The sequence below is a fragment of the Allorhodopirellula solitaria genome (assembly GCF_007859855.1).
Classification (GTDB): Bacteria; Planctomycetota; Planctomycetia; order Pirellulales; family Pirellulaceae; genus Rhodopirellula; species Rhodopirellula solitaria.
Genome location: NZ_SJPK01000001.1, coordinates 425,162 through 447,163 on the forward strand (window position 1 = coordinate 425,162; position 22,002 = coordinate 447,163).

Here is a 22,002-nt window from a genome sequence, read left to right on the forward strand (position 1 = left end):
CGCGGCCTAGATCGATTGCAAGATTTCTCGCAGTGCCTTGCCGGTCATCACCAAGTCAACGTCAGCGCTGCTCTGAACGCGTGCCCCACCGATGGTCTTCGCCGCCAGTGGTACGGCAACGGTCTGCTCGTTGTTGTCGGGATCGTCGATCAAGGCGTCCCGATAGCGGTCAACCAAATCGGTTTCTCGCAGTCGGAATTCTAAGATCAGGTCGAGATCTCCGTCGCCGTCGACGTCACGAAGCGAGTCCTTCGTGACCACCGTCGATGCCCACACAATTGTCGAAACATCGACTAGGGTCGCGTCCAAGTCATCGGTGGAGTGCAGGACCAAACTAACCGACTTGTTACCTTTGTCTGCAGAATTCAGATTCAAGCGGTTCTTGAGTGGCTCGGTTTCGGCGACATAGACAGTTTGCTCGACCGCCCCAATATCGACTCCAGCCCCTTGAATGCGATCGGCTCCACGCTGATCCTCCGCGAGGGTATCGGTAACATTCGCGTTTCCTGCATCTACCAACGGACTCGATGGAAGCGGAGCATGGGTCAAGGTGGGACCGCCGTTGTCTTCAAGGCTACCCAACAAAGGATCGAGGGGTTGGTCTCGGGTGCCGACTTGATCAGTCTGGTTGCCAGCGATGGTCGCACCGACTGCTTCAGCAAAGAAGTTGCCGCCGAGAGAAGTCAGCCACCCGGACATGTTCTGAGGCGGTACCGCGTTGGGCCCTTCATTGACGACACCCGACGTATTGCGAGCGACCACCGAGTTGCCAACCTGCAGTTGCGGTGTTAGCGAAGTAATGCCCCCGGTATTCCCACCGTAATTGTCTACGATCGTGACGTGGCGAAGGACGAGAGGGGAGTGACCGACGTTCGATACCAAGCCACCTGTCAGGTCGCCGTTGTTGCCCGAGATCGTGGTGTTGGTGATATCTCCGCTCAAGGAACGCAGGTAGACGCCGCCGGCGTTGCCCCCGTCATTGCCCGAGATGGTAGTTCCTTTCATGTGAATGTCACCTCCGCCATGGAAAACCCCAGCGGATCCGGCTCCGATGCCTGGGCCCTCACGCCAGGCGACGTTGTCAGCGATCGTCGAATCAGAGACGCTCATGCTGCCGAAACCATCAATGGATGGAAACGCAGTAAAGGCGTGCAGTCCCGCGGTGCCCCGCGCGGTGTTCCCGCGGACCTCGACGTCTTCCAGGATCGCATCGATGGGGCCGAACAACGCGATCCCTCCACCGTTTCGGGCAACATCCGGTGCAATCTGGTTCCCCGTGACCTCCGTATCAGAAATCGTCACGTTCGTAAGGAAGTTGCTGTTGACCGAATAGTTGTATGCCCAGACTTCGATTCCGCCACCATTGCCGCGAGTCGCATTGTCGTTGACGCGTGAATTGGAGATGGCAATCGGGGCGGCCGTGCTCGGTTGGATATGAATCCCACCGCCGCCGATCGAGATATTGTCTACGATGTCGCCGTTGCCGGTCACGATCGCTTGATCAATCGAAACCCCGTCGGCGCCCTCGATATGGATACCACCATAGGCATTGCCCGACACGGTTACGTTGGAAATCGAGGCAGCGGCCGAGTCAACGAGGAACAGACCGCGGCGGGTATTGCCCTCGAACAATCCCCCTTCGAAGTTCAGCGAATCGCTCGCGCGGGTCCATACTCCAGAATGATCGTTGTCGGTGAACTCGGCATCGACAATCGCGACTCCGGAGCTTTCCACAACGGCCGCACCCGATTCCCCATTGTCATGAAAGTTCCCGCCCTCGATTCGTAGGGATTGCTCGTTAAATGCGACAAATCCGTTGAGCCGATTCTCATAGGAGTCTACATCACGAAGAGTAACCGCACCCGTTGCATTGCGCATGTAGATGCCCTGCGCGTTGTTGTTGCGAGTGACCGTGTTTTCCACGGTAAGATCTCCCGGCAATCCAATCTGATTATTGAAGTCGTCTCGCAGTTCCGCCGACCAAAGGCCTTGGTAGTTGTTTTCCAGTAAACTGTCGCGGACGGTTAGATCACCTTGTTGGTGAACGATACCACTGTTGGTCATCGAGCCCGTGACATGCACGTTCTCCACGGTCACGTCCCCATCGATGACGCGAATGCCTGCGCTGTAGGGGTTGTCGACGCTCAGGTCGGCGATCGTCAACTCGATCGGGGCGTCGGCGAAGATGCCGGGCCCGCTAAAAGGTGTTAGCACGACGTCCGCTCGATCTCCGCTAGCACCTCGAATCGTGATAGCTGATCGATCAGCGCCTTTGTCTAAAAATGTTACCGTTTCGTGATAGGCTGCTCCGTTCGCGTGAGACGCAATGACAATCTCATCGGCCTCTGAGTTTTGCATGGCCGCGGCGACGCCCGCATTGATCGTCATGAACGGTGAATGGATCGAACCATCACCAGGGACGTTGCCGCCGGCGCCCCCTGCCACATAGAACGTCGTCAGCAGGGCTCGGGTTTCGAGCGATTCAGCTGTCAGCATCCGTCGTCGCGAACGCTTAGAAACTCTTCGTACCCGCTTGTTTTTGGAAAACGCCATTTCAAACCGCCTTAATTGAGAAGATAAGCAACGCACGATCGATTTTTGTCGTAGTGGACGAGGCGACGAGGCCAAAGCCGCAGGACTCGGCGCCTCGTCCACTACAAAAACCGACACTCATTCATCGTGTGTTGCTAACGAGAATGATGGGAGCGACGCGACAAACCGCCTCTGTACACCCGTGTTGGGGAGGAATGTACCCCTTTGCGTGAAGGCGATCAAGTTTTTATCGTTGTTTTCCGCAAAATCGTTATCTTCGGTGATTCGCTCGAAATCAGGGACGAACGGGGTGCACGCCGACCTCGTTGGCCCAGTTCACCCACTTGGCGCGTAGCTCCGTCACCTGTTCCGGGTTTTGAACGGACAGGTCAGTCCCCTCGGCTCGATCCGCCTCGAGATCGTAGAGTTCCCACGGTTGTTTGCTCTGGCGAACGAGTTTCCATTTCCCATCCCGGACGGCGGCGTTGCCTTGATGCTCGAAATAGAGTTCACGCTCGGGCAGGGCGTTCCCTTGTAACGCGGGCACAAGACTGCATCCGGCAAGTGGGATCAGCTCTTTTTCCCGGCGTTTCGTTGGGTACTCCGAGTCTGCTGCTGCGAGGCAGGTTGGCAGCAAGTCAATGACGTGTCCTATTTCCTGCGTCCAGGTACCGTTGAGGTTGGTGGGAATTCCACTCGGCCAATGCGCGATCAAGGGTGTGGCGATGCCGCCTTCATGCATGTACATCTTGTACTTGCGGAAGGGCGTGTCGCACATATTCGCTCCGGCAGTTCCAAAGCTGACATAGGATTCCGGCGTGCCTGTCTTGGCGTTCGGATCACCACGATTGGCTTTCACGAACCCAGTCGCTCCGCCCTCGGCACTGGCACCGTTATCGCTGAGGAAGAGGATCAGTGTGTTGTCGAGTTCGCCCTGTTCTCTCAGCTTCGTGACAACCTGCCCCACACCCTCATCGATGAGGTGAACCATGGCTGCGTGAATCGCCATCCGGCGATCCAGCTCCACCTTGTCTTCCGCGGCATCCCATTTCAGCGTTTTGGGGTCCAGTGGCGCGAGCTTCGTCCCCAGAGGGAACATTCCCATCTCCATTTGACGTCGGAACCGCGCCTGGCGATGGGGCTGCCAGCCCTCGCTGTAGCGGCCAATGAACCGCTCTGTCACTTCCTCCGGTGCCTGCAGTGGCCAGTGCGGAGCGGTGTATGCCAAGTATAGAAACACCGGCTTGTCGGCTTTGAAGCCTTCCTCGATCAACTCGACAGCATGGTCGGTGAAGGCTGTCGTCGAATACCAATCGGAGGGAACGTCGATGGGCGCGTCGTCGGAGACAAGGGTGCGGCCCGGCAGCATGCGGTGGTGATGCCCGCCACCTTGAGGGATCCCGTAGAACCGATCGAAGCCCCGTTGCCGGGGCCAGTGCTCCGGTGCGGATCCAACATGCCATTTGCCGCTGACGGCGGTGAAGTATCCAGCCGGTTTCAATGCTTCACCTATCGTCAGACAGCGGTCATTGAGATAGCCCTGGTAGGCTGGCCGCCCCTGATCACCCGTCATGTGTCCAATGCCCGCTTGGTGCTGGTACAACCCCGTCAGCAAGGCTGCCCGCGTGGGGCAGCAACGCCCGGTATTGTAGAACTGGGAGAATCGCATACCGCCGCCCGCCAACGCATCGAGATGGGGCGTTTCGATTTCGGATCCATAACATCCGATATCACTGAAGCCCATGTCATCGACCATGATGATGACGATGTTTGGCGGTTTTTCTGCGGCAGTGACGGGGGCAAGACTCAGCAGTGCGGACGTGGCAAGCAGGAGCGAAAACGCTTTCCAATTGTTCATGAGAGGCCTGGGCAAAAGGATGGAATGATGAGTTGAGCAATGGCAGCAATCTTAGCATGCTTACTTCACCGGCCAGTGCTGCGATTGCGTTCTCGCGGTTTGCAAAATCGTCTCAAACTCCTGGACAATCGCTGGGTTTGCCGCTGCGATGTTATGTTGCTCGGATGCATCCTGTGACAGGTCATAGAGTTCGAGCGGTCTTTCTGGCCCGAGTCGCACGGCCTTCCATTTGCCGCGTCGAGCCGCCTGCTGAAATCCCCGCTCAAAAAATTCCCAATACAAGATGCGCTCGTCGAGTTCGCGTTGGACCCTACCGAGCAGCGTGGGCAGGACGCTGATACCATCGATCGGCTCGGGCGAACCCGCCCCGGCAATCTCCGCGAGCGTTGGCATCACGTCCGCGAAATACCAAGCCGCGTCGCTGACCTTTTTCGCAGGGACTTTGCCGGGCCAGCGGACGATCATCGGTGTGCGGATACCGCCCTCGTAGAGAGCACGTTTTCGCCCCCGCAATGCACCACTACTGTCGAACCGCCCTTCCCAACGCTCTGCGGCACCGTTGTCCGAACAGAAGAACACGATCGTATCGTCGGCGATTTCGTGCTGAGCGAGGGTAGACAAGATACGGCCCATGTCCCGGTCCATGCGGGTGATCATCGCCGCGTAGACCTTTTCGTTTGGTGTCCAATCGGTGCCGGAATAGGGATCAGTCGAAGGAATCTGATACTTGTTATGGGGCACGGTGTACGGCAGATATAGAAAAAACGGCTGCTCGCTGTCAGCGTTTTTATCGATGAAGTCAACCGCGAAGTCACTGAACAAATCGTGCGCGTACTGGGTTGGTTTGGGGGACGCGTTTCCCGGCAGCGGATGCTTTCGGCCGTTGAGCCACAAGTATTCGGGGTAGTAGTCGTGGGCGCGTTTTTGATTGAGGAATCCAAACCATTGGTCAAAGCCTTGCTGGTTGGGCTCACCGGTAGTCCCCGGTTCTCCCAACCCCCACTTGCCCGTCATCGCAGTGACGTAGCCTGCCTGTTGCAGCACTTCGGCAACGGTGACGTCGCTCGCTTTCAGTGGCACCCGACCATCACGGCCAGCGAGTCCTTTGACGCCGCCTTTGCCAACGTTGCCACGCACCGTCGTATGTCCAGTGTGCTGGCCAGTCATCAGCACGCTCCGCGATGGAGCACACACGGTTGACCCAGCGTAAACATTAGAGAATCGCATCCCTTGCTCGGACAAGGCATCGATGTGAGGTGTCCGGATCTGGCTTTGTCCGTAGCAACCCAGGTCGCCGTAGCCCATATCATCCGCCATCACGACGATGATGTTGGGAGGATCGTCGGCGTGGGCGCAAAGCGGGGGAACCGACAGAGCGAAAATGAAAATCGCAAATTGGGTCAGGGAGTGTGGGGAGCGGTTCATGTTGTTGTTTCCTCTCGTTCTTGTCTGTGTGGAAGCTACTGCTACTGGGCAATCGTTGTGCTGTACCGTGTCGCGTGATTGATGTTGTGAGGGCGAAGCTGCCCTGAGTGTTGGTTGCCTGCGATTCGGATAGGTCCCGAGTACGGATCGTGGGAAGCGATTCGGATGGAGTTGTCGCAAATAATCGCCTCCACTGCCGGTTGAATGCCGTGGTCGCCGGTGTTCCAGATGATATGGTGCTCGATCCGGTTTTGGCTGGCGTCCGTCAATTCCCTAAACGATGACGCCGGGATAATTCGCCGTCACCGCAGCACTTCCGCAGTAATGAATGTGGGTTCTCTCCAGCGTAACGTACTTGGCCGGATGAATGTCCGTACCGCCGATGCGAACGTCAGTCGCATCGTCAGCGAGAGATGCTTTGAATCTGTTCACTGGGCAACGGTGGTTCCCCTGCCGGCGGCATCTCGCCCCGATTGATTTTGTCACGGACTTCGACCCAAGTTGCGGCGTTCTCTCGCAATGCAAAGTCGGCAGTCAGCCGGTCCAAACGCAACTCATCACTCTGCTCGTCAGGACCGTGACAGGCATAACAATGCTGCTGCAGTAGCGGGACCATGTCCTCGCTAAACGTCCGCTCCGATTGCGGTGGGACAGCGGCGTTGGCGGAAGGGAGAACGACAAGCCCGAGAATGCAGAAAGCGGCCCGTATAATGCGATCGCGGATTGAGGTCAGATCGTTGGTTCACCTTGGGTTTCGGCTTGCATTCTAGCGTATCGCGTTGCCTCCCGGTTGTTTCGCAGCACGCTATCGTCAGTGTGTTCCGAGCCACTATCCTGACCGGACTCAGTCAGATGCGCTGCGGCGAGATCCAGCTCACTCGAACCCGCTGGCTGCGTGTCCACGAGCGGTCGTTGACCTTAGCGAAGATGGGATGAAACCAAGATGCGGTGACTCGCCACGACTCTCAATAATCGCCTTTTTCATTGCCATTTTCATCGTAGCGGATGTACGCGAAATAGCAGAAACTCACCGAGAGACAAGGTAAAACAACCAACACGACCCAACTCGTCGAGGCTGCCAGAACGACTGAAATAACGCCAAATAGGCACCATAGCCACCACGTGTCACGCCATAGCCCTTTTAATTGCTCCACTGTTCCATCGCCTCAATCGTTTGAAATGTGTCATGGTAAAAAAACCATGGGGGGCAGCAGACCACGAGAGGTCTGAGTCAGATTGCCCCGCTCTCCCCTTGCCTCGTTCGCTCACGATTGCCGTGCTGGTTCAGGAGGCCATGCACAGTTATAAACGCCAGTCTTCGAACCGGCAATTGCAACCAATGCGGTTGGGGTGTATTGGCCGAACCGAAATCGCGATCTTTCCAAACTGCACATTACATTGAACGTTGTCGATGAATCGATCCCAGCCGAACAATCCGCTCCACGGCGTCACCCTTAAAGCGATGCTCGAGTACTTGGTCGCTGAGTATGGTTGGGAGCGTTTAAGCGATCGGATCCAGATCAATTCGTTTCGCCACGAACCGAGTATCAACAGTAGCCTAAAATTTCTTCGCAAGACGCAGTGGGCGCGTGCGAAGGTCGAGCGTCTGTATTCAGATTCGATCAGCTATGACGAGCGGAAAGGCAGAACCGGAGTATCCGGCGATGTTCCACCCACGGAGATGGGCAGCGTTTGGGATCGGGCACGTAAGCAATAGCAACGATCAGCCGCTGTTCTGCAGACGCCGTACGAGCTCTGCAACGGCCGGTTTGGAATGACCGTAGGAAACGATGCGGACGTCGAGATTGTGGTCGACGTGTTTCCCGAACGCTCGCTCGATCGCATCGATGATCCATTGGTCTCGATTGCCGAAGACACCTCCGCCGAGCAGCGTGAGATAGACCACGCGGTTGCCGGAGTGGATTGCGTTGAGGACGGCGGCGGCCAACGTTGCCTCGTAGGCCGCATCGAGAATGAGCTTTGCAAAGTCGGCCCATTGTTCGGTCGGCTGCCTGCCGTATGCGACCGGTAGCGCCGAGCAGTACGCCTGGGAGACGCGATGCCCAGACGCCCGCTGCCCAGACGCGGGCTGCCCAGAGACTTGGTCCCGACCATCCGCAATGGTGACTTCAGCATCGATTTGCAATCCGATTCGTAGCAAGCCGAGCAGTGATTCTCGTCCTGGTGGGCTAGCCGATCGGATTGTTTGAGCGATCTCAGCCAGGCCGTCGTCGGTCGGAAAGAGGTAGCCATTCTGCATCGTCCAAAGTCGCTGATCCGTGTTACCGAGTTCGGAACCGAGGTCGGCGGAGCAGTCGATCTGATGATTGGCGGTTTGACCCAGGACGCACTCGGAAAAATCAGACGTGCTCGCCCCGCCTGGTAATTCCGAAGATTCGCCCGCTGCTCGCCGAACAACCGTAGAGTCCACCACAGGAGCGAAGTAGTTGCGATAGATCGTACCGGCCCCACAAGCAATCGCGCAGGCTGGTCCTTGGGTGGGATCGTTTTCGTAGATGCCAACACCTCGTTCGGGCGTGACACTCGGGCCGGTCATTTCGAGTAAGTTGAATTGCGAAGCAACTTGAAACACGGCTCCCGCGTTGTCCTGGTCGGCATGCAATCGGCGGACGTCAGCAACGACTTCCTGGATCGTGGAGCAAATCGGTTCCGTCGTCAGTTTCGAGACGCGGTCTCGCAGTTCCGATAATCGCGGTGTTTCCAAGCGACCAAACGCAATCCGCTGGCCACCTGGGCAGACGAGGCAATCATCACGAACGGACAACTCGGCGCGAATCTGTGTAGGGGAATCTTCGCCGGTCCCGGTGAGTCGCTGAAACCACGTCATGGGTTGGCTCTCCAGATTGGATGGGTTGATGCGGCGATTCTAAACACTTTCGATGCCGGTGCCTTGAGAATCCTGCCTCCTGGATGACTGCCACTTGAAAAATGGTCAGTTGCTGATCAGACGATACCAGGGGACTTCCTCGCATCTGCTGAGCGGTTCTCAGTCCATGCTTGCCCGGTTAGTGATCCGTTTCGCTCACCAGCGGTAATCGGCCTGTTTGCGGAATCCGTCGACGGCGATCGTCCCGTCCCGATAAAGGTTGAGAGTCGAGTAGCCGTTGTTGTCGGTTCCGGAGCCTTCGACCATAGCGACCAACGTGCAGTAGTGAATCCCACCGATGTCTTTGAGATCGTTCTGGTGACTATGGCCTTGGAAGACCACTCTCACATTGCCTGATTCCTCGAGCACTCTGCGAACATCCGCATTGTTCTTCACCCCGTGACTGTTGCTGACATCGAGCCGCTGATGAGCGAACACGATCACTGGACTCTGGTTTGATTTCAGGTCTGCCTGCAGCCAATCAAGCTCCGCAGGTGGGATGTTGGCGTCGGTCCACACCGAATTCTTGCGTCCATAGGGCTGGCCATCGCTCCGGAAACAAGCGTCGAGCACGATGAAGTGAAAGCCACCCTGATTAAACGAATAATACGATTTCTCTTGGCCGACACCGCCTAGAAATTCTTCCTTCCTCAGTGTGTCGACGCAGTGATTCCCGAGGACGTAGTGTCGCTCCGAGCAAATTGTCGCAAATTCACGGTTAATGGTTTTGAGATATCTCTGCTCGGTCTGGACTGAGTCCGCGGCGTCGATCAAATCGCCAAGTTCGACGATGAAGGCGGGATCGGCCTGTTCGAATTGCAGGGCGGCCTGTTCGAGCTTCGCCAGGGTTTCGCGATAGTATCGATTTCCCGCCACCGGTTTGTCGGCATAGTGCAAGTCCGTCACCAAGCCGATCTTGAAAGGCGAGGGAACGTCGTCCGCAAACACGGTGGCAGGAGCCATCGATGCCGCAGTGAGCAACAGGGTACTGTTTTCCAGGAGTGCTCGGCGCCCGAGACGTTGTGAGTCGAGGCGTTGTGGGTTGATGGGCATCAGTTGCCTGCGTGGTGGATGGATAATGAGGCCTCAAACGGTACGGGCGAGTCGGAGCACGAGTTGTTCGAGCATAAACCGGTCTCGGCCATCAGCGCTATGGGTGCCTTTGAGCCGCAAATCGGCATCGAGCAGCCAACCAAGGAGCTGGAGGGCTCGCGGCCGGCCCATCGTTTTGAGCTGCTGCTTAGCGGATTGAATCTCACTCGGACGACGAATACCGGCGGTCGAGAGAATGTCTTCAAACTGCCACGGGCGTCCACTGCGTTCGCGCTGCTCGATCAGCGTCGTCGCCATTCCCAGCCGACGCAGCGACCAAGAGATTTGGGGCAACAGAGCGATTGCTTTTTGCCCACCCGTGAACAGCTTATCGAGTTGCCGCAGTGCTTCGGCGGCGTCGCCACTGGCGATTGCATCGGTAATCTGCCAGACCGTCTTGCCTTGCCATCCCGCCACGATATCGCGGACCAACGGCTCGTCAATCTTGCCGCCTTCATCAACGTACAATGCGAGTTTGGCAATCTCGGTATCGAGCATCCCGATCTCTTCACCGAGCATCTCGATCAATGCGTCGGCCGCACCCGCTGCCAGTTTCACTCGATGCCGTGAGGCGAGGTAACCGGTCAGGAACGTTCTCCGCGTTGCTGCGGTGACGCCCTGTTTCGTATCGGTGGCGTTTCCACAGGCGACAAGCAGGTGGTTTTTATCGGCCGCTTTGTACAACCTCGTATTGCTCGCCAGAGAATCCAGTTCGATCACGAAGCGAGTACTGTCGCCTGGAGCAGCAACATATTTCTCGAGTTCATTGCGGTGATTGGACACAAACTTGTCCGCCGAACGCACCGCTACTGTGCGTTTATCACCTGCGTCAAAGTCGAACAGAGAAGCAGTCGCGAGGTCATCTCGCAGATCCGACCAGCGGGTAGCATCCCCATCGAACTGGGTCCAATCTCCATCGCCAACAAGCTTTTCGATTGCCCAACGACGGAGCGTTGCATCATTGCCGTAAATAATGGCTAGCGAATCGCCAGCCTGGGTAGGTGTCGTGCCGGCCAAGTACTCGAAGGCGTGTTGTTTGGACATCCCGATTACAAACCACGCTCTTCGGCGAAGGAGTAGATCCGGTACTTCTGCTGGTCCTGGACTTCACTCTTGACGCTCAGTCCACCATTTTCGTCGAACATCAACACGATGCCAGGCTCCATTAGCTCGGCGTCTTCACCGACGACAACCAAGGGACGTCCTCCGGCGAGATCGATGATGGTCGTCCCCGAGAGCACTTTGGCATCTTCTACCTTCTTGATCTGCAGATTGATCGGGTCAATCAAATCCGCTTCGCCCGTGTAGCTCATGGTCGAGCCTTCCGTGGCGTTATTGAGCCATACTGGCATCGGAGAAGCGAACTGAATGTTGTGATTCTCGTTGACGATATTGGCCGTCGGTGGCGCCTTGTGGTACTCGACTGTCTTGCCTTCGATTTTGAACTCGCGACCTTTCGAGTTCTTGATTTCTCCAGCATAAACTTTGTTGAAACTAGGCAGTGAGGCTGGCGGGCTCGGCTCACTCCAGTCACTCCAAAGTTGGAAGTCACGTTTGTCGGTCGTTTCCGCTTTCGTCATCAGATTTTGCACGCGAGCATAAACATCTGCCGAGAGCGTCGAACTCTTGGGCTGGTGACTGGGGTTGGCAGGGAAGTTCGGGTCTTGAACGGCGTAGCGAATTCGGTACACGTACTGGTGACCCGGCATCGGGCTGATCTTGGAACCACCACGGGCGAAATCAAAGAACCGCATGATTTTGTATTCGACTGGATTTGGGTCCACCGTGGTCAAACCATAGGCGACACCCATTCCCATCTGCATTCCCATATCCGAGTCCATCCCCATCGATGAATAGCCCATCGATTCGTACATCCCCATTTGGCCGCCCATGCCGCCACCACCGAGATTTCCTGGATTCGCGAGTTCCATGTCCTCGGCGCTCACTTCCTTGGCGGTGACTTGTTCCTCAGCAAATCGCTCGCGTTCGATCTCATCGCGGGAGACGAGAGGAATCAGAGGGTGCAGCGCCCACTTCGAATAATCGCTCAGCAGAATCGGGGGAATGTATCCGGTCACGTTCAGGTCCCGGTAATCTGACGGGACGAGTTCGGGTGCGAAACCGGCCCAGACAAAAGCGGCGCGTTTCAGATCACTTTCCCGGTCGCCGATTTTGATCCAGTCCCCGTCGACCAAGGCGTCGACCGCTTTATCGGTAACGTCCGCTCGTTGAATTTCGTAATTGAAGTACAACGGTTGATCGCGTTGGGGTTGGAAGCCCTCTGAGGCCGCCAGGGCCGCTTGATAGGATTCGGCGATCTCCTTGTGCGGAATGACCGCGGTACCTGCGATGAACCAGGCGCTTTGAGGCACAGGTTTCTTGCTAGTCGATCCCTGGGAGTAACTCGTTGCGGAGGCGGAGTAGCCAAAGTTGTTTTCTGGAGCGAAGGCACGTCCGGCGCCAGTCATCCCTGAGGCACCCATCATACCGCTGTCCATGCCCATCATGCCGCTATCCATGCCCATGCCGTCCATGCCCATCATGCCGCTGTCCATGCCCATGCCCATACCGTCCATGCCCATCATGCCACTGTCCATCCCCATGCCCATGCCGTCCATTCCTTCCATCATGGCATTGCGGCCTCGTCCTCGTCGTCCCCGCGTGGGTGGACGTCGTACGGGCTGTTGCTCGATCTTTTCTAGCTTTTCCGCAGGTTCGAGCGTGCTGGCGGCATAGTTGCCACTGGACGAGAGGACTGCATAGGACTCGATATGTCCGCTGGTCATCAAGGCGCGTGGAGCCAAGAGCACGGGATCTTGTCGCCGAACCGTATCGCTGATGTTCTGCGGCACCCAAAGGTGTTCGGGCACGTACTCCTCAAAGGGGATCGGCTCGTTCTTCTTCTTCAGTTCCGCTGCGATATCGAAGGTCGGCTGGCGCGGCGGCAGGATCTTATCGGAGTGGTCTTCGTCGATACTCGCTCGCACCTGTTTGGCATCGCTGGCGAGCGTATCAGGGTTCTTCTCGTCGGTCATGTCGGGCAAATCCAATCCGCTGTAGATCATCCACACCGAAGCGGCGATCACCACACCAACGACCATTTTCTCGGCGTGGTGGATGAAGAAGTCTTTGATTTTGTCAGTGTCCATGAGCATCACCGTGGGACAGATTGGCTGTGAAAAGCGAGAGGAGAGAAGAAGAGAGAGGCGAAGAGGTTACGAGGCGGCCGGTTGCGCGGCGCCCTCAGCATTAGGTTGTACCGGATCGGGAGCCGCCGCACCAGGATTTTCTGGAGCTTCCGCCGCCGGCGGCGCTGCCATCGGCTCAGCTGGCACATCTTCCGTTGGCGTTGCTGCCGGGGCAGGCGCGGCTGCAGCAGGCGGTGCCTGAGGCGTTTCAGCGGCGGCTTTCTCACCTTCGACTTTCTCCGCCATGGTCTCGCCATCAATCACGGTTTCCGCCGTCACTTGCTCGACGCCGAGTTTGTCCTTGCGGGGTGGATTGTAAACGTGAATGAGACCGTAGACCTCGACGTTGACATCGAGTGGGAACTGGTCTTGGCCCTGGACGCCATAGCCGCCACCGCCACCACCCATGCCGCTATCCATCCCCATGCCCATCCCGCTGTCCATACCTCCACCGCCCATACCGCTATCCATGCCCATGCCCATCCCGCTGTCCATTCCCATCCCGCCGCTCGTTGATGCCGCAGGGGCATCACCGCTGCCGAAAATCCGGGTCTGGACGACTTCGACCATCAACGGTGCACTGCCACAGGCGGCCAACAGGTCGGCGACGGCACGTTGGTCAATTCGCACCGACATCATCACTGGAACGCGTTTGGCAACTTTGAGGGGAGCGTCTTCGGGAACATCGCTCTCCAGTGCCGCACGCAGGTCAGCTCCCGTGATCGGTTCGTGATCGGGGGTGACGTAGCGATTATCAGCAGGATCGATGAGGTCAAAATCCATGCCCATCCCCATCCCGCCGTCCATGCCCATCCCCATGTCCATGCCCATCCCCATATCCATTTCGCTGTCCATTCCCATGCCCATATCCATTTCCATGCCCATCCCCATTCCGCCGGGACTCGATGGTGTCGCCAAAACTCCTTCAGTGAACCGGACCTTGCGACCCATCGATAGTTGTTTGATCTCGCGAATCTTGGCTTGGAAAGGCTGTTTCGCGTTGCCGTTGACTTCGGCGACGATGGCCAGCAGCTGTCTCAGGATCCACAAACTTTCCTGCGAGTAATAGACTTCCAGGGTATTGGGGCTTCGGCCTTGCCAGGGGAACAATTCTGAAATCAGATTCTGCTGAGCGGTGGCCGACCAGCGAACGAGTGGGCCTTTCTTGACACCCGTGATCCCGATGTCACGTGTCCCCATACCCATTCCCATTCCAGAATCACCCATCCCGGACTCCATACCGTACATTCCGCCACCGGAATCCATGCCGCCCATGCCCATCATGCCACCGCCACCGGACGCCTGCGAGTCAAACTTTGCTGTCCATTCCGCATCGGCGATCTTGGCGATTTTCGGCAACGTCCTATCGATATACATCTTGTACTGATTCAACAGAAAGGTCTGCAGCTTCATCTCGTCGGGAACGGGAAATTCCACATACTGCTCGATTGGAATTTTCGTGCGGTATTCGTCTTTGAGTTCGTCAGTCAAGTTCTCCGGCCAAACCAAAATATCCTTCTGCTTCTCATAGACGTCCGTCCAGGCTTCGAGAACTTGGTCCTCCCGAGTCGCGATCATCTCCTCCATCTTCGCGTGCGAGAGCGGATTGGGATGCTCGTCCAGCTCGCCCCGCACACTGTTCACCTTTGAGATATCACCGCGGATCGCTGATGCGCGGGACTCACTCTCGGCGACCAGGTCACCGGTGACTTTGAACCAAATACCAGCCGATCCCAACAGAATCAGGCCGACGGCAATCCAAAAGCCATGCTTCTGAAAGAATTCGATCGCGGGTTTGAGCTGGTCCATGGTAGCGCCAGTGGGCAGAAGTGGTGTGGAGAAGAAAAGAGGACAGGAGAAGGGGGCTGGTCGGGGGGGACTAAGGGTTCATCGCGACGTCATCGTTGAAAGCGGCAGCTTCCGCCTCCGCTTCGGCCGCGGCAGCCGCAGCTTCCTCAGCGGCTTTCTTGGCTTCGATCCGCTCCAGCAGCGGGACGGGTTTCCAAACGACTTGGAAGATGAAATCCAACCGCTGCTCTTCGAGAGTTGGCGGCTCGTAGATCACCTTTTCTCCGTCCGGCCCCGTCAATTCGTCTCCAGGCTCGGTATCAAGCGGCGGTTTGATCTGCGCGGCCACGCTCGTGGGATCGTATTCTGGGTTCTTCACACGAACGAGTTTCGGCTCGTTTTCGTTGAGTTGCAGCGGATAGCTGAAACCCATTTGCTGCGGCGTGAACGTCAGTTCCTCACCACTGGGCGAGGTCATTGTGATTTCTTTCTCGAGGAAATTCGTCGTCAGTTGACGGCGAACGTGGTTGGCACCCTCAAAACCCATCCGTTCCGGACTGTTGTAGTAGTGATACCCCTTGAGCTGGATCACCCAACCGGCTTCGATGGGTCCCTCGTCGAGCGCGCCCGAATCCGCACTGCTGTAACTGCTCGCCGCCGTGTCAGCGTCCGCACCCGCAAGGCTATCATCCTCTGGCATCGCCCCAGGGGGCAAGCGGTCCATTTGGCGGTACCAACTCGCCATCTCCTCTTGGTAGCGCGTCGCGATATCTTCGGTGAACCATTCCGCGAGGTCTTCGAAATGCTTGCTCTCGATCGAGGTGATATAGATGTCTTTGCGATCCTGCAGCGGCATTTCTCGGGGCGAAGGAATCTCACCGTCGGGATAATCTTCCCGTGGGATCATCAGGTTGATCGCCTCGAGCACCTCCAGCCACAGCAACCGTTCGTCGTTATTGCCGGTGACTTCCTTACCGAGTTCATTGAGGAACATCAAACGACTTTCCAAGTCGGCGTCGGTGGACTTTTCGGCCGAACTGTAGCTCGACATTTGCGACACGGCGCTGGTCGCGTTCTTCCAAACGTCATCGGTCGTCGTCGCCCACGACCGCTGGGTGAACATGTACTGCACAGTCGCACCGATCAGCAACGCGCTCAACCCTAACAGTGCCCACGGCTTCTTGGCCCGAATCATCCGCTGGGTCAGAATCTCCCGCGGCACGAGCGAGGTGTGGACCTGAGACAACTCGAGCCCTTGCAGACAGAGTCCGTAGCAGACGGCGAACGTCGGAGCGTTGTCGCGGAAAGTCGGCATCGAGAGCACGTCGTCGCCGGTAAGCCGGTTGAAGCGATCGAGAATATGGACCTCGTAGCCCAAGTTTTTCCCGAGATACGCTGCCAACCCCGGCATTTTGACGGTATTGCCGGTCACCAACAGTTCGGTGATGTTGGCCTTTTTATCGATCCCGCGGAAGAATCCGATCGATCGTTGCACCTCGGTGACGAGGTCGTTGAAGACCGGACGCATGGTTTGAAAAATCAGTTTGGGATCGACCGCCTCACGCGCGTTGCGTTTGAGATGCTCGGCCTTGGCAAACGTCAGTTTCAGATCTTTCGTGAGCTGGCGTGTGAAGTGGTTGCCACCGATCGGCATGCTCCGCTGCCAAATCCGAAAGCCGTTGGTGATGATCAAATCACTCGAGTCGGTACCGATCGACAGGATCACTGTCGAGCTCGGTGGCTCATCGATATCGAACTCTTCGGTCTCCAACCGCTCACTCATGCGATCATACGCGATTGCGTTGTAGATCGCGATCGGGGCGAGCTGGACGAGATCGACTTGCATGTCGGCTTCGTCAAACGGTGCGAGCTGCCGGTAGGCCTGTTCGCGCTTCATCGCGAACAGCCCGACTTCACTCTCCAGGGCGTAGCCTTCTTCGACCTGCGCCCCCGGCATCATCTGGTAATCCCAGATCACGTCGGAGAGCTCAAACGGAATCTGCTGTTTGGCTTCGTAACGGACGATGTCAGCGATCTTTTTCACGTCCACCGGAGGCGGTTTGAAAAATTTCGACAATCCGCTTTGGCCCGGGACGCTCATGCAGATGTGATCGCGGGCGGTTTCGTGCCGCTCGAGAAGTTCGACGAGCGCATCGGCGATCAACTCATCGGGATCAGCGTCCGGTTGACTAAGAATTTTTGGATATTCGATCAAATCGAATTGGTCAGCGACAATTTCGTCGCCTTTTTTGATGCAATGAAGTGCTTTCAGGGCACTTTGACCGATTTCGATTCCCCAAACGCCGGCGGAGCCTGCCATGGTTGTCTTTCGAGAGAAGTGGAGTGGAGAAAAGGAAACGCAGTGTTTACGTTTGAAAATTGCGAATGGTTTCCGCTGCCAGGGAGGTGCCAGCGGGGAGGAATTCCGATTAGTATCACATTTTCCTCCTTCAACGTCAAATTTTAGTCGCTCATGCCGCCTTTTGCTGAGTGCTGCGTCATAATTCCGTGCAGCACGATCGAAGATTTTCCATCCCGACTCGATTCTGCCGGTGCGCAAAGCCTTTTGGGCGGCCTCACGGTTGCCTGGCACCCCTGTCTGCTCGCGGCGACGCGGCGGACACCGAGCTGGCATCGCAGCGACGAGTCACCGCCTCCGATCCGCGTCCCGGTTGCCGACCCTGCCAACGCCGAGACCGCCGATCCGGCCGAGAGCGGTGAGCCGGCGGAATCCGCTGCATCGGCCGAGACCGGAAAATCGACAGCGGACAACGCGTCGACGGCCCAGACGCTACGGCGATTGCTGATCATTCCCGAGGTCTGTATCTCGACCCTGACGGGGGACCTTCGTGACAGTGTCGACCGCGATGCTGTCTCCCGCGAAGAACTGTTGCCCCCAGAGGACCCTGGGTATGAATCGGCGTGCGAGGTGCGAGTGCGAGTCTCGAGCCGACCGGACGCACTGGAGAAATTGGCCGCGGTAGTGCCAGAGCTGTCCGGGGCGAGAGATGGTGCGGCCGAGGGTAGCCTTGATGTGCAGGACTTCTTCGCACTCGGTTATATGTGGTGGCAGACACAGATTCTCACCCGCCGCCTGCGTTACACGAGCAATCTCGATCAAATCTATTTTGAGTCGCGGCTCGTTGCCGCCGCGGATCACTTCCTCGCTGGCGAGATCACGGCGGCCACCGATGCGCTGCATGATTGTTTCGATGCCTTGGCGGAGGAGCGCGATCACTATTTTTCATCCGATCCCGCGATCATTGACTTAACGCTGTTGACCCCCGGCACGCTCCAGCGATGGCTCGACGCTCGGACCCGGCCCACGTCCTCCGATCCAGCAGAAGTCCGGGCGGCGAGGCAAACCGGATTGGCGACCCCCGAGAATATCTTGGTCGACGAATCCGTTGCCACAGCGATTCTCCAGGGCGACGCGGATCGTCGCGAACAATTCCGGGCCTCTTTAAAGCGTTCCGAGCAGGAACTCAGCCAGGAAGCGGGCGATCCGCAGCCGGACGCCGTGGGTTGGTGTGGCGGTGGGCCTGCGAGTGACTTTTCCATGGACGCCCACTCCATCGCGACAGGCGAAGAGCGTCTTGCCGAGGCGATCCGAACCGTACGGGAAAGCGGCTCGGCGCCATTGACGGTCTACGCTCGACTTGGCGGGGGTGTCGCTGGCGAATGGATCTCGTCGATCGCCGCAGCGGGTTTTGACGGTATCGTCCCGCTGGACTTTCTCGGCGGTCGAGGCTTCGACGATGAATCCAAAGTTTTGCTCGGCGAAGGTGACTACGAGATCGAGGCGTTAACGGCCAAGCCGATCGATGCCGACGACGAGACAGCCTTCCTCAACCTGGCCGCGCAGCTGGGCGAGGCCATCGATCGCGGCGAGATCGCCACGGCCCTACTTGTTCACTGGCCCGGTGGCGGCTGCGACAGCTTCCATGATGTGCGGCGAGCAGCCTCCTGGTCGTTGTGTCTCGGCAAGTTCTGGCGGATCGATGATTACTTCACCGATGGGGAGCGACCGTTTCACCATGGTACCGCGCCAGGAGCGACTCCCGCTGCGATGCAGACGGTCGGTGATCTCTACGAACGTCGCACGCAGTCGGCGATCGACTTGCAAACGCAGCGTGATGCCAATCTGCGCGGCTTCGCCGCCCTGCTGGACCCCGCCCAATTTCTGCCGCCGGCTTCGGATCCAGCCACTTCACCGGAGATTGCAGACGACGCAGCCGGTTTGCCACAGCGGATTGCCGCGTCGCTCGGCTACGCTGTCGATACCGCCGCGATCGGCTCGAACGCTGCCGCAGCGAACGTGCTCTTGCTGCACCCGACCCATCCGGCGGCCCGCCTGGGGTTGCCCATCGCAGGCAAAGTGACTGCGAAAAGCGGCTCTATTTTCCATGCGGAAACCGCCGATGCCGTCACCCGAGTGATCGCCGATGTGCCCGCTTGGGGGTTCGCATTGGTGGGAACGGCGGCAACGAAGCAAGCCGGCAGCGATGCCAATGCGCTTTCACCACTGCAAAAGGCGATGCGTTGGTTTTCAGGCGGTCCCGGCAAAATGCTCGATGACAATCAATTCAGCAACGAGTTCATGGAGGTCACCATTGACCGGGTTCATGGTGGGGTTGATGCCGTCCACAGTGGCCCCGGCCGAGGCAACCGTTTTTCGCTGCGGCTGATGCTTTCTCCGCAATCATCGATCAGCGCCGAGAGCAAAACGGACGCGACGGCAACCCCGTGGCTGACAGTGTGTACGCGGTTTGAGACGATCGAGAACACGCAGCATCGAGCCGTGCTAGAGCTGACCGGTGAGTTCCAGCCGAACCCGGACACTCCTCCTGGCGAGGCCGAACTCACTGGTTCGGGCGCTGCGAAACCGACCAAGTGGCAGGTTCAGTATTCGCTTCAACGCGGTAGCCGGCGGCTGCTCTACCGAATCCGTGTCGACGCGGCCTCCGACGCTGAGACCCAGGTCGCCGAGGCCTGGAGATCCAGCCCAGTTCTCCGGATGGCGATGGCGGAGTCGTCACCGGTAGTCCGATCCATTTCGCGTGAGAAGCTCGCCCGGACGAGCGCCCGGTCGTTTTCCTCATCGCTCGGATTCGTCATCGACGAAGAAACTCGCAGCACCCTCATTGCCTGTCCGGGCGCCTCCGTCCATCGTCGTCCTGGAGATCGGTTCTTCGACACGATTGTCGCGGCCGAATCGCTTGGATCGGACGGTTGGTCGAGCTGGCAATCGTATTGCCTCGGATTTGACATCCGCCAACCGGTTGGCTCGGCAAAATCGTTCGCGCAAGGCGATCAACTCTGCTCGGTCCCCGTCAAGATGTCAGGAACATCTGCGGCCGCCGCAACGCCGCAACGAGGCTGGCTGATCCATCCCTCACCGGCCTCTCTCGAGGTGCAGGTCGTCAGTGTCGGCAGGGCAACACGCGACGATGATCAACCGGACTGCATGGCGATCCATCTCCGTGTGATTCAGACCGCTGGCCGGAGCGTCTCTGCGAGCCTGCGTTTTTGCCGCGACGTGCATTCGGCCTACGAGATATCGCCGCTATCACGACCTCTTGAGAGCAATCCGTCGCCCGGCGTGCTATCCCTGTCAAGGCTCACGGAGATTTCAAACCCTGAATCGATCTCTGCGCAGGGAGACCGGATCAGTTGGTCGCAGCGCAGCCATGGAATCGTTCATCTGATCGTCCTATTCCCACTGGGCGAGCCTACATGAGTCCACCGCTACCGGCCGATTTAGTCTTCCGTGAAGCGGCATTGTTGAGCGAACTCGTCAGCGAGTCGCAGTGGCGCGCCGCTGTCAGGGAGGTCAAGCAAGATCGCAAGAAGACGGGCACGGCCAAGGTCGAGTCTGATGCGGAGCGGAAGACGCTCTGTGACGATATCGCTGCGATCTTGGTCCGTGACGATGTCATCACCCCGTATCAGGCTACCCAGCTACGGGCAGGGCGTACCAAGCTCACACTCGGGCCGTACCTCGTCACCGAGTTTATCGGCAAGGGTGGGATGGGGCAGGTTTTCGGGGGCGTCCACGAGATCATGGGCCGCCGCTGTGCGATCAAGGTCCTGCCGCTCGACAAGTCGGATGAGTTAGCCCGCGAGAGTTTCCACCGCGAGATTCGCTTGCAGGCGTCGTTGGATTGTCCCTATCTCGTCCGCGCCTTTGATGCCGGACGGGAGGGCAGCGTGCACTTCTTGGTTACCGAGTACGTCCCCGGCACGGACCTGCGTCGCCTCGTTAAGGAGAGTGGGCGGTTGTCCGTTCAGCAGGCGGCGTCGATCGTGGCCCAGGCTGCCGCGGGCCTGGCCTACGCTCACGAATCGGGGCTGATTCACCGTGATATCAAGCCCGCCAATATTCTCGTCACGCCCCAAGGGCACGCCAAGGTCGCCGACGTCGGTTTGGCGGCGTTGATCTCTACGCCCGATGACGATCCGAGAGCGGGCAAGGTGGTAGGCACGGCCGACTATCTTTCACCCGAGCAAATCCGGACTCCCGATGCGGTGGGACCACAATGCGATGTCTATTCGCTGGGCTGCACTTTGTACTATGCCATCACGGGCAAGGTGCCCTTCCCCGGTGGCGATTCGCGAAGCAAGTGCAAACGTCACCTCACCCAGGCACCCTGGGATCCCCGTCGCTTTGCCCCTGAGCTATCCGACGAATTTGTCGAGATCATTGCCGACATGATGGAGAAGGACGTCGATCAGCGAATTGAATCGGCCAACGAAGTCGTCCGTCGGCTCAGCCCCTGGGCATCGATGCATCCCGATGAAGGCGAATCATGGCTCGCCGAACGAGGCATCGAGCTGCGTGAGGAACCCGCTCGGACCCAGCGACCGAGCGCATTTGGAATGCAAGCAGATGGCGATGGAGACGATCTTTCGTGGAAGACAGCGTCGCTGGATTCGGGAGGAGTTGGCGTGAGCAATTCCGAAGTGATCCTCGACGAACCGCCGGTTTCATCGGGCGGCCTGTCGAGCATCACGAGTGATCCGCCACCGCCGTTGCCCGACCAGAGCGGCAACCTTGACCTTCATTTCCCCAACCGCTCCGCGCCGCCAATTCCTCCGCCACCGACGGAGCGCCGCCGCGGCTCGGTGTCACGCTCCACACTATGGTTGACTGTTCTCCTCGCGATCTTGATCAGCGGGGCGGCAGGTTTCGCACTCGCAGTCTATTTGAATGTATGATAGACGCCCTCTCG

13 protein-coding genes are annotated in these 22,002 nt (G+C 58.1%); 3 read left to right on the plus strand and 10 right to left on the minus strand.

Annotation, left to right across the window (positions count from 1 at the left end; all coding sequences use genetic code 11):
• Positions 1 to 6: 6 nt before the first annotated feature.
• The 4 genes from CA85_RS01630 to CA85_RS01645 all read right to left on the minus strand — a co-directional run bounded on the left by CA85_RS01630 (position 7) and on the right by CA85_RS01645 (position 6,431).
• Positions 7 to 2,496 carry a right-handed parallel beta-helix repeat-containing protein gene (locus tag CA85_RS01630; RefSeq protein WP_186774685.1) on the minus strand — a complete coding sequence of 830 codons (2,490 nt, stop codon included), beginning with the start codon at positions 2,494 to 2,496 and terminating at the stop codon, positions 7 to 9.
• A gap of 331 nt (positions 2,497 to 2,827) precedes the next feature.
• Positions 2,828 to 4,390, minus strand: coding sequence for an arylsulfatase (locus CA85_RS01635; protein WP_146389545.1), 1,563 nt, complete (start codon positions 4,388 to 4,390; stop codon positions 2,828 to 2,830).
• A 60-nt stretch (positions 4,391 to 4,450) separates the two neighbouring features.
• The gene (locus CA85_RS01640; RefSeq protein WP_146389546.1) at positions 4,451 to 5,815 is read right to left on the minus strand and encodes an arylsulfatase; all 1,365 of its coding nucleotides are present in this window, start codon (positions 5,813 to 5,815) and stop codon (positions 4,451 to 4,453) included.
• Positions 5,816 to 6,218: 403 nt separating this feature from the next.
• Positions 6,219 to 6,431, minus strand: a complete 213-nt coding sequence (locus CA85_RS01645) for a c-type cytochrome domain-containing protein (RefSeq protein WP_146389547.1) — start codon at positions 6,429 to 6,431, stop codon at positions 6,219 to 6,221.
• Between the two features lie 795 nt (positions 6,432 to 7,226).
• On the opposite strand from CA85_RS01645, the gene CA85_RS01655 reads away from it, so the two are divergent.
• Complete coding sequence (locus CA85_RS01655) at positions 7,227 to 7,532, plus strand: VF530 family protein (protein WP_146389549.1); 306 nt, start codon at positions 7,227 to 7,229, stop codon at positions 7,530 to 7,532.
• Between the two features lie 6 nt (positions 7,533 to 7,538).
• Here the strand turns inward: CA85_RS01655 and CA85_RS01660 are convergent, their stop codons facing one another.
• From CA85_RS01660 to pilM, 6 genes are all read right to left on the minus strand, one after another.
• Positions 7,539 to 8,663, minus strand: coding sequence for a hypothetical protein (locus CA85_RS01660; protein WP_146389550.1), 1,125 nt, complete (start codon positions 8,661 to 8,663; stop codon positions 7,539 to 7,541).
• Between the two features lie 195 nt (positions 8,664 to 8,858).
• Positions 8,859 to 9,755 carry a metallophosphoesterase gene (locus CA85_RS01665; protein WP_146389551.1) on the minus strand — a complete coding sequence of 299 codons (897 nt, stop codon included), beginning with the start codon at positions 9,753 to 9,755 and terminating at the stop codon, positions 8,859 to 8,861.
• 33 nt (positions 9,756 to 9,788) lie between these two features.
• Positions 9,789 to 10,838 (minus strand): DNA polymerase III subunit delta, encoded by a 1,050-nt coding sequence (holA, locus tag CA85_RS01670; protein ID WP_146389552.1) that lies wholly within the window; start codon positions 10,836 to 10,838, stop codon positions 9,789 to 9,791.
• Positions 10,839 to 10,843: 5 nt separating this feature from the next.
• Positions 10,844 to 12,943, minus strand: a complete 2,100-nt coding sequence (locus CA85_RS01675; RefSeq protein WP_186774686.1) for a hypothetical protein — start codon at positions 12,941 to 12,943, stop codon at positions 10,844 to 10,846.
• A 66-nt stretch (positions 12,944 to 13,009) separates the two neighbouring features.
• Complete coding sequence (locus CA85_RS01690; RefSeq protein WP_146389555.1) at positions 13,010 to 14,791, minus strand: hypothetical protein; 1,782 nt, start codon at positions 14,789 to 14,791, stop codon at positions 13,010 to 13,012.
• A 70-nt stretch (positions 14,792 to 14,861) separates the two neighbouring features.
• On the minus strand, positions 14,862 to 17,090 hold the full coding sequence (pilM, locus tag CA85_RS01695; RefSeq protein WP_146389556.1) for a type IV pilus assembly protein PilM: 2,229 nt from the start codon (positions 17,088 to 17,090) through the stop codon (positions 14,862 to 14,864).
• A 246-nt stretch (positions 17,091 to 17,336) separates the two neighbouring features.
• On the opposite strand from pilM, the gene CA85_RS01700 reads away from it, so the two are divergent.
• Both CA85_RS01700 and CA85_RS01705 read left to right on the plus strand, forming a co-directional pair.
• On the plus strand, positions 17,337 to 20,510 hold the full coding sequence (locus tag CA85_RS01700; RefSeq protein ID WP_146389557.1) for a hypothetical protein: 3,174 nt from the start codon (positions 17,337 to 17,339) through the stop codon (positions 20,508 to 20,510).
• Positions 20,507 to 21,988, plus strand: coding sequence for a serine/threonine protein kinase (locus tag CA85_RS01705; RefSeq protein ID WP_146389558.1), 1,482 nt, complete (start codon positions 20,507 to 20,509; stop codon positions 21,986 to 21,988). The genes CA85_RS01700 and CA85_RS01705 overlap by 4 nt, the downstream gene beginning before the upstream one ends.
• Positions 21,989 to 22,002 lie beyond the last annotated feature (14 nt).

Coding starts and splice junctions, on each gene's coding strand:
- CA85_RS01630 (WP_186774685.1), bottom strand. CDS start 2,496: ATGCTGACAGCTGAATCGCTCGAAACCCGAGCCCTGCTGACGACGTTC.
- CA85_RS01635 (WP_146389545.1), bottom strand. CDS start 4,390: ATGAACAATTGGAAAGCGTTTTCGCTCCTGCTTGCCACGTCCGCACTG.
- CA85_RS01640 (WP_146389546.1), bottom strand. CDS start 5,815: ATGAACCGCTCCCCACACTCCCTGACCCAATTTGCGATTTTCATTTTC.
- CA85_RS01645 (WP_146389547.1), bottom strand. CDS start 6,431: ATGGTCCCGCTACTGCAGCAGCATTGTTATGCCTGTCACGGTCCTGAC.
- CA85_RS01655 (WP_146389549.1), top strand. CDS start 7,227: ATGAATCGATCCCAGCCGAACAATCCGCTCCACGGCGTCACCCTTAAA.
- CA85_RS01660 (WP_146389550.1), bottom strand. CDS start 8,663: ATGACGTGGTTTCAGCGACTCACCGGGACCGGCGAAGATTCCCCTACA.
- CA85_RS01665 (WP_146389551.1), bottom strand. CDS start 9,755: ATGCCCATCAACCCACAACGCCTCGACTCACAACGTCTCGGGCGCCGA.
- holA (WP_146389552.1), bottom strand. CDS start 10,838: ATGTCCAAACAACACGCCTTCGAGTACTTGGCCGGCACGACACCTACC.
- CA85_RS01675 (WP_186774686.1), bottom strand. CDS start 12,943: ATGGACACTGACAAAATCAAAGACTTCTTCATCCACCACGCCGAGAAA.
- CA85_RS01690 (WP_146389555.1), bottom strand. CDS start 14,791: ATGGACCAGCTCAAACCCGCGATCGAATTCTTTCAGAAGCATGGCTTT.
- pilM (WP_146389556.1), bottom strand. CDS start 17,090: ATGGCAGGCTCCGCCGGCGTTTGGGGAATCGAAATCGGTCAAAGTGCC.
- CA85_RS01705 (WP_146389558.1), top strand. CDS start 20,507: ATGAGTCCACCGCTACCGGCCGATTTAGTCTTCCGTGAAGCGGCATTG.